Raw genomic sequence first — 13,927 nt, 5'->3', positions numbered from 1 at the left:
CTTGGGTGGCGAGGGAGCTTGCTCCCGTTCGACCGACCGACGCCCCGATCCACAGCAATGCTCCCTAGTCTGTCGCAGGCTGATGAGCCAGCGCCCGCTCAGGGATCCCAGCCCGTGCCGCCCCCCTGCTCCACCAGCGGCAATGGCTCCTGCAACTGCGCCTCGATCTGTCGGGCCAGGTAGTAGACCCCGGCCATCACCCCGTGCTCGGGGTCATCCAGCTGCTTGCGCCAGGCCTGGTCGAAGGCCGTGCCCAGGTCGCGTCGGGTCTGGGCCTGCAAGGTCTCGCGGTCGTTGCTCTGCACCAGCGCCCGCACCCCCGCCACGCCCACCGAAAGCAGTGCCCCGGCCACCCGACCCACCGCCGCCGCCACAGCGCCGGCCACCCCGCGGCTGGCGAACTGGGCCTGGAGCTTGTCACTGGTAACCTGGGCCACCTGGGCGACTCCTTGCGCCGCGGCAGCCGCCGGCTCGGCGTGAATCCGTTGCAACAGCGGCGCATAGGCCGGCAGGCGGGCCACCGGCTCGACCTGCAACAACTGCTGCAGCGAGGCGCGCTGCTCGGCTCCCGGCCCCAGGTCGATGGCGAGCACCTGGGCCAGGTGCTGATCCAGTTGCGGTGCGGGCAATCGATAGCGTGCGCTACTGAGTGCGACCTGCTGGCGCAGCAACTGCACATAGAACTCCATGGCCTCGCCGGTGATGCCATCGGCATCGATCTCCAGCGCCACCGGCGCCAGCACCCGCTGCTGGTACTGCTGCTGCAGGTAGCCGGCCAGGTGCCGTGAAGCCTGGGTGTCGTCGCCACCATTGTTGAGGGCATACCAGCCGACCTTGAGCGACAGCCATTCCTGGGTCCAGTAGCCACTGAACCAGGGGATGAAATTCTCGTCGGTCTGCTGATAGATACGCTCGCGCCAATGCTCCATGGAGCCCCGGGCATAGACTTCGGCCTGGTCCGTGGCGGAACGTGAGGCCACCAGCAGTTCGTTATCCAGTTGGCGCCAGGTGGCCGCTGCGACTGGAACCGGCGCCGGCTGTTCAACCCTGCGCCCGGCGCAACCGGCGAGCACCAGCAGCATCAGCCCCAAGCTGAGGTAGCACAGCCCCGAGCGAGCAGAACGCAGCAGCACCGAGCACAAGGCAAGTCCCTCCCGGCAAGCCGGCCAGGTTCGTCAATCCGCCCTGGCCCGTTCTCAGTATAGGTAGGGCGACACCTCTAGCCTGAGGCTGTTGGCCAGGCCGCAGAATTGCCACGCACAAAGGTTGCGGCCTCGGTATATTGCCCGCGGCGCTCGCGCCACGGACCTGCCTCTGCCCACAAGGAACCCCCATGCTCTACCGCATTGCCGCCGACAGCCTGGTGCTGTTTCACCTGTCCTTTATCCTCTTCGTGCTGCTGGGCGGCCTGCTGGTGCTGCGTTACCCCAGGCTGATGCTGCTGCACCTGCCCGCGGCGGCCTGGGGCGTGGCAGTGGAAGTGCTGCACCTGGAATGCCCGCTGACCCGCTGGGAGAACCTGTTGCGCCATGCCGCCGGCCAGGACGGCTACGGCGCCGGCTTTATCGAGCACTACCTGATCCCGCTGATCTACCCCGCCGGCCTGACCCCGGGCATCCAGCTGTGGCTGGGCAGCCTGGTGCTGCTGATCAACCTGTCGGTCTATGGCTGGCTGATCCGCCGCTGGCATCGCCGCCGCAACTGATGCCCCTGGCTGCCGCCACCCCGGGTTGCGGCAGCGTCCCCCCCTTTCAACCACCGCAACGCCAGACGGCAGCAGCTCGGCCAGGGCTTTCGCTATATACTTTTGTATATTGCGAATTCGATCCACGGGATGCCCTTCATGCACCACCCCTTACCCAGCAGCGCCGCCCTGCCCCTGCCAGCCCTGGCGATGGCCCCGGTACAGACCTCAGCGCCCGCCCCGGCCACCCGCGAACGTCGCTCACGGGTGCGCCATCGACAGCTGATTCTCGACGCGGCCCGGGACGAATTCGCCGCCCGCGGCTTCAGTGCCTGCCAGACCCTGGATATCGCCCTGCGTGCCGGGGTGCCCAAGGCCAACCTCTACTACTACTTCCACACCAAGGAAAATCTCTACGCCGAGGTCTTGCAGCCGCTGCTGGAACCCTTGCGCCAGGCCTCCCTGCTGCTGCATCAGGACGCCGACCCAGCCCTGGCGCTCAAGGCCTATATCCAAGCCCGGATGCAGATAGTCCAGGGCTTCCCGTTGCGCTCGAAGATTCTCTGCAGCGAGCTGCTGCACGGCGCGCAGCAACTGCCGGCCACGTGGCGCGCCAGCCTAGAGGAGCAGAACCGCAGTGAAGTCGCCTGCCTGCGCAGTTGGGCCGAGCGAGGCCTGATCGCCGCGGTCGACCCCGGGCACCTGCTGTTGTTTATCGGCGCGGCCACCCAGACCTACCCCACCCTCGGCTGGCAGATCGCCCTGCTCAACGGCCAGGCGGCCCAGGCCGCCGACTTCCAGGCAGTGGCCAACACCCTGACGCGCATGGTGCTGGCAGGCGCGCTGCCGACGTCGCACCCGGGCTCCATTCAGGCAGCCCGGCCCCTGGCGATCTAGCCCGGGTCGCTTGCAGCCAGGCTGGCGCAGGCCTGGGTCAGGGCCTGCCAGGTCTCCGGGTCGGCCGGTATCAGGTGCTCGATGCGCAGCGAAGCCACGGTGATGTCCTGGGGCATGCCGAAGGTGGTGAAGGTGGATAGAAAGCGCAGCTCACCGCCAGCCGTGCGGACCCGGGTCAGCAGCAAGGGCGTGGCCAGGCTCGGGGGCGTCGGCGACTCCCCAGGGCATGGCAGCCGAGCCAGCAACGCTGCCAGCCCCGGGTCATGGGCGGCTTCACGCAGGGCCCGCTGCCAGGCCACCTGGCGGATCTCCTCGGCGTTGATCAGGCAGTCGCCGAAACCGCCGGGGGCCAGCAGGCTCGCCAACAGGTTGAAGCCCTGGTCGATAGCCTCAAGCGGCAACCCCAGAAGCTGGAACAGTGCGCCGGTGGCGCTATTGGCCGCCAGCACCTGCCAGCTACTGTCGATAACAATGGCCGGTGCCGGATTGTTGGCCTGCAGCAAGTGCTGCAATGCCGTGCGCACAGGTGCCAGCTCCGCGGCATCCAGGGGCAAGGCGGCGTAGCGCGGCGCATAACCGGCGGCGAGAAATACCCGGTTGCGCAACTCCAGCGGCGTATCCAGGGTGGTCAGCAGGCTGTGCAGCAAGCTCGGACTGGGCTGGGCGCGCCCGGTTTCGACACAGCTCAGGTGGCGCTGCGAAATACCGGCCTGCAAGGCCAGGTCGAGCTGGCTCAGGCGCGCCTGGCGGCGCAACTCACGCAACTGCGCGCCCACCGACAAGTCCTGTGGCGGCGCAGCGGCAAGGGCTTCGAACATAGAGAGGGTTATCCTTGGCACGGGGCGGCGAGTGGCGTGGGGATCAACCAACAGCCTTGCAGAAGATCAGTTCCGGGTCGCCTTCGTCCAGGTTCTCGATCACCCCGCTGGGCTGAAAACCGGCCTTGGCGAACAGCCGTTGGGCCGCCTGGTTGGAACGGTTGGTGGAGGTGAACAGCCTGGCCGTGCGGCACGCTTGCTGCGCAGCACCCAGCAAGCGCAGTGCCACACCTTGCCGCTGCTGCCCGGGCGCCACCACCACCAGGGACACAAAGCCCTGGCCGAAGAAGTCATGCCTGAGCAGCAAGTAACCGGTCACCTGCTCGTTGCACATTTCAACCCAACCCTGGCCCTGCTCCAGCGCGATGCGCACTTCCTGCTCGCGCTCGGCATGAGCCTGGGCATAGCTGTCGCACTCGAGCATGGCCACCAGGTCCCCGGGGCCGGCCTTACGGATGCACCTTGCACTGCTGGGTTGTAGCGCCGGATCGGCCTGGCTCATGAACGTCATTCCTTGCAAGTGGGGGTCGCACGGGGCGCAGCAAAGCGTATCTGCCACGGGCCTGTCTATGACCTGCCAGGTCATTGAGCGGCCACGGGCCTGCCACTTAGCCTGTTGGCTCAACGTTGTTCAAGGAGTTTCGCCGTGAAACCAGCTGTATGGATGCTCTGCCTGGCGTTGTTCGCCGGGCATGAACTGGACGCCGTGGTGCAAGCCGAATGGCGCCTGCTGTATGGGCTGCGCGCCCTCGACCCCGCACTGGGCCGCGACCTGTTCATCGCCCTGCATGTACCGCTGTGCGCGCTGCTGCTCTGGCTCTGCAGCCACCCGCGCGACGCCGTGCGGCACAGCAGCCAGCGGCTGTTGGCGGGATTTGCCGTGGTGCATGCCGGGCTGCACTTCAACCTGCGCCAGCAACCGCTGTACCTGTTCGACTCGTTGCTGTCGCAGACATTGATCTTCGCCTGCGCCGCCGCGGGCCTGCTGTTTTTGCTGCTGGACCTGGGGCAGCGCCCCGGCACCCGCCACTGATGCCCTTCACCATCAAGGAAACCGCCATGCGCCGTCCCCGCCTTGCCTGGTTCTGCCTCACCCTGCTGACCCTGCTGGCGTTCAGCGCCTACACCTTGTTCACCCTGCTCCAGGCCGAACAGTCGCTGCTGCAATTCGGCCTGCAACTGCTGTCGCGGCCCGACACCGCGCAAGTGGTGATCGACCTGTACCTGATGGCGCTGCTGGCCTCGGCCTGGATGCTCGACGATGCCCGCCGCCGGGGGCGCTCGGCACTTTCGGTGCTGCCTTACCTGCTGCTGACGGCGGTTTTCGTCTCCATCGGACCGCTGCTGTACATCGTGCTTCGAGGCTGGCGTCGGGAATAGTCGCCCCCATCCACCCCACGACGGCGCATAGCAGCTGGCCCATGATTCGTGGACAGCCGTCGAAGAAATATCACCAGCCCGAGCCCCGCGCCGACAGCTCCAGTGAGGTTCTGCGATGCACGGCCGAGCGCGCTGTTGCCAGGCCAAGCCCTATGCCCTGGGCGCTCAGGGCCAACTTGCCAAGCTGAAGAAAGTATCGGAGCCATGGCGCAATGTTCGACACACACTTTTAGACCAGCAAGCCCATTGAATAATCATTGATGCACGTCATGAACCCCGTTCATCTGAAACTACAGGATCAGGCATTTTATTTTTATTTACTTAACTAACAAACGCACTAACACGCAACTTTAAACTCTGAAATATAAATTTCAGCAACGCCCTTGCACTCCTAATTTCCTGTGCTAGAAATAGGTGCTTCCATCACTTGCCGCAACTGAGGAAGACCTATCACTAGTTGGAAAAACCGACCCCCAACGAAAAGACCCGCTCTTAGCAAATAACCAATGAGTGTTTTACCCTTACACCGCCATCCACACGGATGAGCATTTCAAACAAGGATGTTGTATGAAAATTGTAGGACTTTCAGGAATTCTTCCTTCGCGAATCGTTACCAACCAGGATGTACTAGACCTGGTTGAAGAACACTCGAAAAGTACCTTTCAGGATGACTTGCCCAAAACACTGAAGACCATAGGCAAACTGCTCGACAAGAGTGGCATCGAAACCCGGCACTGGTCAGCGGCCGGAGAAAAACCCATGGAGTTGATGGCCACCGCCTTTGACTCAGCGTTGGCCCAGGCCAATATCAACAAGGCAGACCTGGACCTGTTGATTTACCCCAACGTTACCCGGGGCTTCATTGAACCCGCCAACAGTACCTTCATCGCAAAGGCCCTGGGCCTGAACTGCAGGAACTTCGACGTGGTCGATGCCTGTAATGGCTGGGTGACCGCCATGGACGTGATCAACAGCAAGATGGAAGCCGGTGAAATACGCTACGCGGCCATCGTCAACATGGAGTTCGGCATGTCTGACGGCGGGCCCGTGATGCCCAAGAACTTCTCCTTGCAGTCGCCATCGGAACTGGCCTACAAGTTCCCAAGTTTTACTATTGGCGAAGCAGTAACGGTCACCATCCTCAGCAATGAGGCACCTGGAAACTTCAAGTTCTCTTACATCAACCGACCTGATCTAAGCGATTTGTCGACCATTTCCCTGCCGGACTGGAAGCTGTTTTGCAACGAGGAAGATACCCCTCGCATTTCACCCACGGGCGGGCAATATCAATTCAACTCCTACGCTGCCGCCCTGCATGAAGATGGCCGCAATGAAGCCATTAAAGTGTTCAACATGCATAAGGTCAGCGGCGCGGACATTCATAAAGTATTCATTCATACCGGTTCACCCAAAATGTGGGAACACATTGGCGAGCTGATTGGCATCGATCACAAGTTGCATCACGTCGGACACAAGACGGGCAATATCATCACCGCCTCGATACCTTATGGAATCTTCGATGCCATGAGTCGCGGTGACGCTGAAAAAGATCAGTTCTGCATGGGCTGGGCGGGAAGTGGCGGGATGGTGTTTTCGGCCCTGTCATTCCGATTGTAAAGCGCCCCGGTCAACTTGCCGCGACCCTGCGGCAAGTTGAACATAGCCTGCCGCTCAGCGCGGTGTATCGCCCTGTGCTAAGCCCGCCACTGTGCTGTACCCCACAGCGCGCCATCATCCAACAGCAGCCAGAACCTGCACCTCTCAGATCAGGCGCTGGATCGGCTGGTGGCGCCACACCAGTTTGAAATAACCGACTTGCAACAGCAGCATGCTCAGGTAGGCCACCGGGAAGGCCATCCACACCCCTTGCAGGCCGAAGTGCGCATCCAGCGCATAAGCCGCCGGCACCTGCACGCCAATGATGCAGAAGATCGAAATCGCCACCGGCATCAGCACCGTGCCGCTGGCGCGCATGATGCCGCCCACCACCGCCTGGAAGCCAAACACCAGCAGGCTCCAGAGCATGATGTGCAGCAGGTGGGTGGCCTGTTGCAGGGCCGTCGGGTCGATGATGAACAGGCCCAGCAGCCAGTGGGAAATCAGGTAGCCGAGCAGCACCAGGGCCCCGGTCAGGCACAGGTTGATCAACAGGCCGGTGCGCAGGATCGGCGACAACCGCTCCAGGCGGCCGGCGCCGATGGCCTGGGCGCCGAGGATCGACGCGGTGATGGCAATCGACAGCGCCGGGAACTGCACATAGTTGACGATCTGGGTCACCGCGCCGTAGGCCGCCGTGGCCTGGGAGCCGTGGCGGTTGACCAGGGCCAGGATCACCAGTTCCGACAGCGAGATCACCACCATCTGCACCCCGGTGGGCAGGCCGATGCGCAGCACCTTGGCGAGGATCGCCCGGTCCAGCCTGAGTGCCGCGAGCAAGGTCCGATCGGGCGCCAGCGGGTGTTCCCGGCCGCGCAGGCGCCAGACCAGAAAGCTCATGGCAATCACATTGCTCGCCAGCCCGGCGTAGGCCGCACTCTGGATGCCCATGGGCGGCAGGCCGAGCCAGCCGCGAATCAGCGCCGGGGTCAGCAGCAGGCCCACCAGGGTCGAGACGCTCAGCGCCAGCAGCGGCGACAAGGTGTCGCTAACGCCCCGCAGCAACTGGGTGAACAGCACGAACACCAGCAGCAGCGGCATGATCAGCATCATCACCCGGGCATAACCCACGGCGTCATCCAGCACGTCCACGGGCGTGCCCAGGCCCTGCAGGGCCGGCCGGGCAAAGAGCATGCCCAGCAGCGCCCCGAGCAGGCCGATCAGGGCCCCAAGCAACAGCGTACTGCCAGCCACCGCCTTGACCGTGCCCAGCTCCCGGGCGCCCCAGGCCTGGCCGATCAGCACCGAAGCACCGGCCCCCAGGCCGATCACCAGGGCGATAAAGAAGAACACGATAGGGAACATTCCCGACACCGCCGCCAAGGCCTGGGTGCCCAGCATCTGGCCGATGTAGATGCCATTCAGGGTGCCGGAAAACGACTGCAGGAAATTCGACAGCACCATGGGCAGCAGAAAGATCAGGTACAGCTGCCAGAGCGGACGCTGGGCGGGAATCGACATGGGAACGGGCAACCTCGGTTCAAGGACGCAGGAGCGCAATCGGCCCCAAGACTGTGGCGACCGCCGTGATCAGGCTCGGCGGTTCGGCCGTCACGCCCCGAATACGGGGCGCGGGCAACCCACAGGGTTTATCTCAACGGTTGACATCCACCACCACGCGCCCGCGCACCTTGCCCTCGAGCAGGTCATGGGCCACGCCTATGGCTTCGCCCAGGGTCACCTCGCGGGTGATCTGCTGCAGGTGGCCGAGGTCGACTTCGGCCGCCAGGCGCTCCCAGGCATGCACCCGCTCGTGGTACGGGCGGGTCACGCTGTTGATCCCCAACAGGCTGACCCCGCGCAGGATAAAGGGCGCCACCGAGGCCGGGAAATCCATGCCCTGGGCCAGCCCGCAGGCGGCCACCAGGCCATCGGCGGCGGTGCCGGCACAGGCATTGGCCAGGGTATGGCTGCCCACCGAGTCGATCGCCGCGGCCCAGCGTTCCTTGGCCAGGGGCCGCCCCGGCTGCGACAGCTCGGCACGCTCGATGATCCGCGAGGCCCCCAGGCCCTTGAGGTAGTCGGCCTCCTCCGGCCGCCCGGTGGCGGCGATCACCGAATAGCCCTGGCGCGCCAACAGGCTGATGGCGAAGCTGCCGACACCGCCGCTGGCGCCGGTGACCAGCACCTCGCCGCGTTCGGGGCTCAAGCCGTTACGCTCCAGGGCGATCAGGCACAGCATGGCGGTGTAGCCGGCGGTGCCAATGGCCATGGCCTGGCGCGGCTTGAATGCCTCGGGCAAGTGAATCAGCCAGTCGCCCTGCACCCGGGCCTTCTGCACCAGCCCGCCCCAATGGCTTTCGCCCACGCCCCAGCCATTGAGCAGCACCTGCTCGCCGGCCCGAAAGCGCGGGTGACTGCTGGCCTCGACAGTGCCCGCCAGATCGATCCCGGGCACCATGGGAAACTGCCGCACCACCGGGCTCTTGCCGGTGATCGCCAGGGCGTCCTTGTAGTTCAGGGTGCTGTAGGCCACCCGGATGCTGACATCGCCCTCAGGCAGTTGCGCTTCTTCCAGCTCGGTCAGTTGGGCACGATAAGCTGCGGGGTCTTGGTCGATCAGAATGGCCTTGAACATCTTCAGCTCCGGAACAGGACGAGGGGCGATCATCGCGCCAGCAGCAGGTGCGCGGCGCAAGGTTGGCAGACACTACCCCGGGCCGCGGCGCGCCTCAAGCGGCAAAAGCCAGCGCCGGGTGGTTGACCAAGGCCTGGGCAGCGCCTGCCAGCGGTAATGCCTGGAATGGCCGCGTCGATTTTGCCCGCGCATGGCGCCAGGCCGTTCTGGAGCGCTACCATGGCGCCGTTTTCCGCCCCTCCGAATGGATTCCCGATCGTGTCCCACCTACTGGAAAAAGCCGCTGCCCGCGGTGATCTCGCCGCCCTGGAGCGTCTGCTGGACGCCGGCGCCAACCTGGAATGGCAACACAAGGGCACCGGCCGCAGCGCCCTGCTGGCAGCCACCATCGCCGGTCATCCCGCGGCCGTCAGCCTGCTGCTGGAGCGCGGCGCCAATATTCACCAGCGCTGCACGGCACTGGGCTACAACGCCCTGACCTGGGCCGCCTACAACGGCGACCTGACCATGGCCCGACTGCTGCTCGAACACGGCGCCGAACTCGACCCGGCTTCCCCCGAACTGCAACGCACCGCACTGATGACCGCGGCCCAGGCCGGCCATGGGCCCATGGTCAGCCTGCTGCTGGCGGCCGGGGCCGACCCGCATCGGCTGGATTTCCAGCAGCGCAATGCCTGGTCCCTGGCCGAGGAGAAGGCCCATGCGGCCGTCATGCAACTGTTGCAGCAAGCCGGTAGCCAGGCCCCGCCCGCGAGCGTCGAGCCCGCCGTACTGCCCTGGCCCGAACCCCTTGCCGACGAGGCCAGCGATGCCGACCCGGTGGCCCAGGTACGCGCCTATACCCTGGCCCTGGCGGCCTGGGAACAACGGGGCAATAGCTTGGGCCACGAGGCGCTCGACGCCGGTTTCTGGGCCGAACCGCAACAGCTTATCGAACGTTTCTGTACCCAGCGCCCACGGGCCTATGCCCGGGCGTCCTACGGTTATCCCAGCACCTATTCGCCAGCCGATGAACTGTTGGCCTGCGCACAGCTCAAGCCCGCCCAGGCCGAAGTGCTGATCCGCGACCCGGCCGCTCGGGCGTTGTGCTACGAGCATCGTTTCCTGCTCAAGCGGATCGCCGGGCAATGGCGGATCGACAGCGTCAAGCGCCGCCTGGCCGGTACCCAGAAATGGGCCAACGCCATTCTGTAACAAGCCAGCGACTGGCGACCTGGCACAGCATGGGCCGGCCGCGGTACGTCGAGTGAACGCCGGGGCAAAGCCCGCGGTTGGCGGATGCAGATTCCGCTTCGCCAGTCGCGCCTGGGCGATACCGCGACACAGCCAATCCGCGTCGACGGCCATGGCTATCTGCATGGGCCTGCCCGTGGTTAAATGCCGCCCCCGAAAAATGACCGGCCCCGCTGATGACACCTCTCGCCCTCGCCACCCTCAACCAGCACCTGCTCACCGCCCTGGCCGACGTGCCCGCCGAAACCCGACGCCTGTTCCATGGCCGTGGCCGCTGCTGGCCGGGGCTGGAACAACTGACCGTGGACTGGTTGCAGGGGGTGCTGCTGGTGTCGCTGTTCAAGGAGCCCGAGCCCGAGCAGCTCAGCGCCCTGGAACAACTGCTGGTGGACCTGGGCTCGACCGCGCAATGGGCCGCCAGCGGCGCCCGCAGCCTGATGCTGCAGCACCGCTACCTGCCCGACAGTCGCGGCGACTGGCTGCTGGGGGCGCCGGTGGAGTTCTGCACCATCACCGAGGAAGGCCTGCGCTACCAGGTGGACCTGGGCAGCAAGCAGAACAACGGGCTGTTTCTCGATATGCGCTACGGGCGCAATTGGGTACGGGCCAATGCCCAGGGCCAGCGGGTGCTCAACCTGTTCGCCTACACATGCGGTTTCTCGGTGGCGGCCATGGCCGGCGGTGCGGCCAAGGTGGTCAACCTGGACATGTCGCGGGCAGCCCTGAGCCGCGGTCGCGACAACCACCGGCTCAACGGCCACGACACCAGCCGGGTGGGTTTTCTCGGCCACGACCTGTTCAAGTCCTGGGGCAAGGTCAAGCAAGGCGGCCCCTACGACCTGGTGATCATCGACCCGCCGTCGTTCCAGAAAGGCAGCTTTGTGCTGAGCAAGGACTACGCCCGGGTATTGCGCCGCCTGCCTGAATTGCTGACGGAAAATGGCTGCGTGCTGGCCTGCATGAACGACCCGGCCTTCAGCGTGGAGTTCCTGTTGCAGGGCATGGCCGAGGCGGCGCCGCAGCTGCGCTTCGAACAACGCCTGGAGAACCCGCCGGAATTTCCCGATGCCGATCCGCAGTGCGGCTTGAAGGCCCTGGTATTCCGCCAGGGCCAATGACCGCAATGACTCGGTCGGGCGCGCCTACAGCGGCATCTGGTACTCGATAAAGCCCGACTTGGCCGCTACCCAGTCGTAGAGTTTCTGCGCACGCTTGTTGCTTTCATGGGTATGCCAGTACAGCCGTGCACAGCGCTGCTGGCGGGCAAAGTCCTGCACCCACTCGATCAGTAGTTTGCCGGCGCCAGTGCCACGCACCTGCGGCGCCACGTACAGGTCCTCCAGGTAGCAATAGTCGCCCGTGGTCCAGGTGGAACGGTGCAGCACCGAATTGACGAAGCCGATCAACTCGCCATTTTGTACCGCCACCGCCGAGTACACCGGCTCCTGCGGGTCGAAGAAACGCCTGAAGGTCGAAAGGCTGGTCTGCTCATCCAGGTTCACTTCATAGAACTCCTGATAGCCCAGCCACAGTTGCAACCACTGCTGTTGATCGCCCGGCTCGATTGGCCGTACCTGTACTGCTGCTTGCTGCTCGCTCATTGCGCACTCCTGTTGAAGATCCAGATCGGGCATCCGCCCCTGAGGGTTGATGGGAGCCAGTCTAGATCGCCAACGGACTGCCCGATCCGGCCAATTTCACTAGTGATGGCAGACCACTCTTACCCGGCACTTCAGCTCAAGGCTCGGCGAACCAGTCACGCGGCGGGGGCTTTTTCATCGCACCCGGACGCTTGGGTAGCAAGCCACCCTCGGCCAGGCCATCCACCAGCCAATCGCTGAGCTTGCCGTACAGGCTGCCCCTGGAGATCACAACCCCAAACTTGATGTACCAGCGCTGATACCATTTCATGCCGGAGCCATCGACGCCGAGCTTGATCAGCTTGTCCAGCCGCGCCTTCAGTGCCGGCTCGATGCTGCTGATGCGAAACACATCGTAAGGCCAGTCGCCCAGGGCTTCGGCGCGCCCCTGGCTAAGGCCGCCGCTGAGCTCGCCGGGCAACAACTCATCCATCAAGGGAATGATCGGCAGCTCCAGCACTCCCCCTGCACCCTTGCGCACCCATTTGGCCCCAGCAACTTTCTGCGTCGGGTCCAGGGAGGTGAACAAGGAATTGCTCACCGGCAGGGTAAAGATATCCGAGAGGAATTTCTGCGCATTGCGCCGCCCCAGCAGGTAGTCATGCTGGCGGAAATCCTGGCTGAAAAACCCCGAGAAACCGCCAAGGGCACCACACGCCAGATTGGGCTTATCCGGATCGCCGCCGCCACGGGACGGCGCAATCAGGTAGCGGCTGTAGACCTTTTCATCGGCCGCCAACGCCAGATCCTCGGGTTTGAAGCGCGCTTGGTTCTTCCAGGCCCCCAGCAGGCCGCCGATCACCGAGAACAGCTCGGGCGACTGCCCGGCCAAGGTTCCAGGCACTTGGGTAGGCGGATCGGGAAAGGGGTCGATCATCAGCAACGCCCGCCGGGTATCGACCCCATTACGTTCATTGCGCCCGATCAGCCCCGCCAGCTCCTGGCGGGCCAGATCCACCGGTTCATTGTTCATGGTGCCGCCGTCGACCACAAAGCTCTTGAACAGGCCCGGAGGCAGGATATTCAAGCAGTGCTGCAGGTTCACTGCCTGCGTCGGCTGGCTGTTGGTGCCGGGCAGCACCACGAAGCGGAAGTTGTAATCCGTGGCTAGCCGAATCATCGGTCGCGCGGCCAGCCCCACGGGAAAGGCCCCACTGGATAGCGCCGTCAGCCCCAACAGCGGCCATTGCCCGCTGCCCCGATTGCCCCAGTCCAGGGCAATATCGTCGCCCCGCAAGACGCGCGCGCCGCCGCCAAGGCTGTAACTGAGGGTGAAACTGCGGTAGTCGCGGTGCATCGACATTTCTAGCCCAGAGCTGTTCTGGGCGTTGAACGGCAGGAAATAAGGGACTCCGCGCAAGTTGGCCAGGGTGAAGATATAGCGGGTTGGGTCGCCCATGTAGGAACGATGGACCACGCCCTTGCCGGTGAACGCCAGGCAGTCATCGGTGATGCTCTGCAACACCGTACTGTCCAGCAACGAGCGCAGGACACTGTCCTTAGCGTCCAGGTCGCGGGTGGTCAGCAGTTGGTCCATGGAGATGTCCTGGACCCAGGCCTTGAAGAAGGGGTTGCGCCGGCCTTTGTTGAAAGCCGCGGTGCGCTGGCTCAGGGGCTGTTTCGAATAGCACTCGACCCCCAGTTCCGCGCTGCCCACATGCTCGAAATCATGACGGGCGGCCACCGCCATGATCGCCGCGCTCATGCTGCCGGCCGAAGCCGCCGCCACCACCTTGATCACCACCTGGTGCTGCGGCACCTGGTTCTCTTCGGCGCTGCCCTTGACCCGGGCCTTGGCCGCCTCCCAGGCATCCAGCGCCTCGAACAGGTAGTCCAGCGCCCCAGCCTCGTAGGCCCCGGCGGAAATCGCCCCGGCCATGACCAGGCCGATTTCGAAAGGCCCGTCCTGCGGTTGCCCGGTATCCAGCACGTAGTTGCCCAGCAGTTGATTGTCCATGGAATTCACCTGAGCTAGGGCGTCGCCAAATCGGACGCCTTCGACAGACTAGTCAGTGCTCGGGTAAACGCACGCCGTGATCAA

Annotated in this window: 14 protein-coding genes; 7 read left to right on the top strand and 7 right to left on the bottom strand. The window is 64.5% G+C overall.

Annotated elements, in window-relative coordinates; genetic code table 11:
* Window positions 1-98 precede the first annotated feature (98 nt).
* Window positions 99-1,133 (bottom strand): hypothetical protein, encoded by a 1,035-nt coding sequence (locus J4P02_RS11675; protein WP_426190251.1) that lies wholly within the window; start codon window positions 1,131-1,133, stop codon window positions 99-101.
* Window positions 1,134-1,333: 200 nt separating this feature from the next.
* Here J4P02_RS11675 and J4P02_RS11670 point away from each other — a divergent pair, with 200 nt between their 5' ends.
* Both J4P02_RS11670 and J4P02_RS11665 read left to right on the top strand, forming a co-directional pair.
* Window positions 1,334-1,705 carry a DUF2784 domain-containing protein gene (locus J4P02_RS11670; RefSeq protein WP_426190249.1) on the top strand — a complete coding sequence of 124 codons (372 nt, stop codon included), beginning with the start codon at window positions 1,334-1,336 and terminating at the stop codon, window positions 1,703-1,705.
* 138 nt (window positions 1,706-1,843) lie between these two features.
* Complete coding sequence (locus tag J4P02_RS11665) at window positions 1,844-2,581, top strand: TetR/AcrR family transcriptional regulator (protein ID WP_426190247.1); 738 nt, start codon at window positions 1,844-1,846, stop codon at window positions 2,579-2,581.
* On the opposite strand, the gene J4P02_RS11660 is transcribed toward J4P02_RS11665, so the two are convergent.
* On the bottom strand, window positions 2,578-3,399 hold the full coding sequence (locus J4P02_RS11660; protein ID WP_426190245.1) for a helix-turn-helix domain-containing protein: 822 nt from the start codon (window positions 3,397-3,399) through the stop codon (window positions 2,578-2,580). The two genes, J4P02_RS11665 and J4P02_RS11660, sit on opposite strands and share 4 nt — an antisense overlap.
* 43 nt (window positions 3,400-3,442) lie before the next feature.
* Window positions 3,443-3,901: a GNAT family N-acetyltransferase gene (locus J4P02_RS11655; RefSeq protein WP_426190243.1), complete on the bottom strand. Its 459-nt coding sequence runs from the start codon at window positions 3,899-3,901 to the stop codon at window positions 3,443-3,445.
* A 144-nt stretch (window positions 3,902-4,045) separates the two neighbouring features.
* Here J4P02_RS11655 and J4P02_RS11650 point away from each other — a divergent pair, with 144 nt between their 5' ends.
* The 3 genes from J4P02_RS11650 to J4P02_RS11640 all read left to right on the top strand — a co-directional run bounded on the left by J4P02_RS11650 (window position 4,046) and on the right by J4P02_RS11640 (window position 6,396).
* Complete coding sequence (locus tag J4P02_RS11650) at window positions 4,046-4,432, top strand: DUF6713 family protein (RefSeq protein WP_426190241.1); 387 nt, start codon at window positions 4,046-4,048, stop codon at window positions 4,430-4,432.
* A 26-nt stretch (window positions 4,433-4,458) separates the two neighbouring features.
* Entirely contained in the window at window positions 4,459-4,779 is a 321-nt protein-coding gene (locus J4P02_RS11645; RefSeq protein WP_426190239.1) for a DUF2834 domain-containing protein, read from the top strand.
* A gap of 567 nt (window positions 4,780-5,346) precedes the next feature.
* A complete protein-coding gene (locus J4P02_RS11640) occupies window positions 5,347-6,396 on the top strand; it encodes a 3-oxoacyl-[acyl-carrier-protein] synthase III C-terminal domain-containing protein (protein ID WP_426190237.1) in 1,050 nt (349 codons plus the stop codon).
* Window positions 6,397-6,540: 144 nt separating this feature from the next.
* On the opposite strand, the gene J4P02_RS11635 is transcribed toward J4P02_RS11640, so the two are convergent.
* A complete protein-coding gene (locus tag J4P02_RS11635; RefSeq protein WP_426190235.1) occupies window positions 6,541-7,896 on the bottom strand; it encodes an MATE family efflux transporter in 1,356 nt (451 codons plus the stop codon).
* A gap of 133 nt (window positions 7,897-8,029) precedes the next feature.
* Window positions 8,030-9,013, bottom strand: a complete 984-nt coding sequence (locus tag J4P02_RS11630; RefSeq protein WP_426190233.1) for an MDR family oxidoreductase — start codon at window positions 9,011-9,013, stop codon at window positions 8,030-8,032.
* 258 nt (window positions 9,014-9,271) lie between these two features.
* Here J4P02_RS11630 and J4P02_RS11625 point away from each other — a divergent pair, with 258 nt between their 5' ends.
* Together J4P02_RS11625 and J4P02_RS11620 are read left to right on the top strand one after the other, a co-directional pair.
* Complete coding sequence (locus J4P02_RS11625; protein WP_426190231.1) at window positions 9,272-10,207, top strand: ankyrin repeat domain-containing protein; 936 nt, start codon at window positions 9,272-9,274, stop codon at window positions 10,205-10,207.
* Window positions 10,208-10,422: 215 nt separating this feature from the next.
* Window positions 10,423-11,364: a class I SAM-dependent methyltransferase gene (locus tag J4P02_RS11620; RefSeq protein WP_426190229.1), complete on the top strand. Its 942-nt coding sequence runs from the start codon at window positions 10,423-10,425 to the stop codon at window positions 11,362-11,364.
* A 24-nt stretch (window positions 11,365-11,388) separates the two neighbouring features.
* Here the strand turns inward: J4P02_RS11620 and J4P02_RS11615 are convergent, their stop codons facing one another.
* Together J4P02_RS11615 and J4P02_RS11610 are read right to left on the bottom strand one after the other, a co-directional pair.
* The gene (locus J4P02_RS11615; RefSeq protein ID WP_426190227.1) at window positions 11,389-11,847 is read right to left on the bottom strand and encodes a GNAT family N-acetyltransferase; all 459 of its coding nucleotides are present in this window, start codon (window positions 11,845-11,847) and stop codon (window positions 11,389-11,391) included.
* Between the two features lie 136 nt (window positions 11,848-11,983).
* A complete protein-coding gene (locus tag J4P02_RS11610) occupies window positions 11,984-13,843 on the bottom strand; it encodes a hypothetical protein (protein ID WP_426190225.1) in 1,860 nt (619 codons plus the stop codon).
* Window positions 13,844-13,927: the final 84 nt, after the last annotated feature.

The sequence above is a fragment of the Pseudomonas sp. NFXW11 genome (assembly GCF_049887815.1).
Classification (GTDB): domain Bacteria; phylum Pseudomonadota; class Gammaproteobacteria; order Pseudomonadales; family Pseudomonadaceae; genus Aquipseudomonas.
The sequence above is the reverse complement of the archived record's forward strand: the minus strand, read 5'-3'. Positions and strand labels throughout refer to the sequence as shown.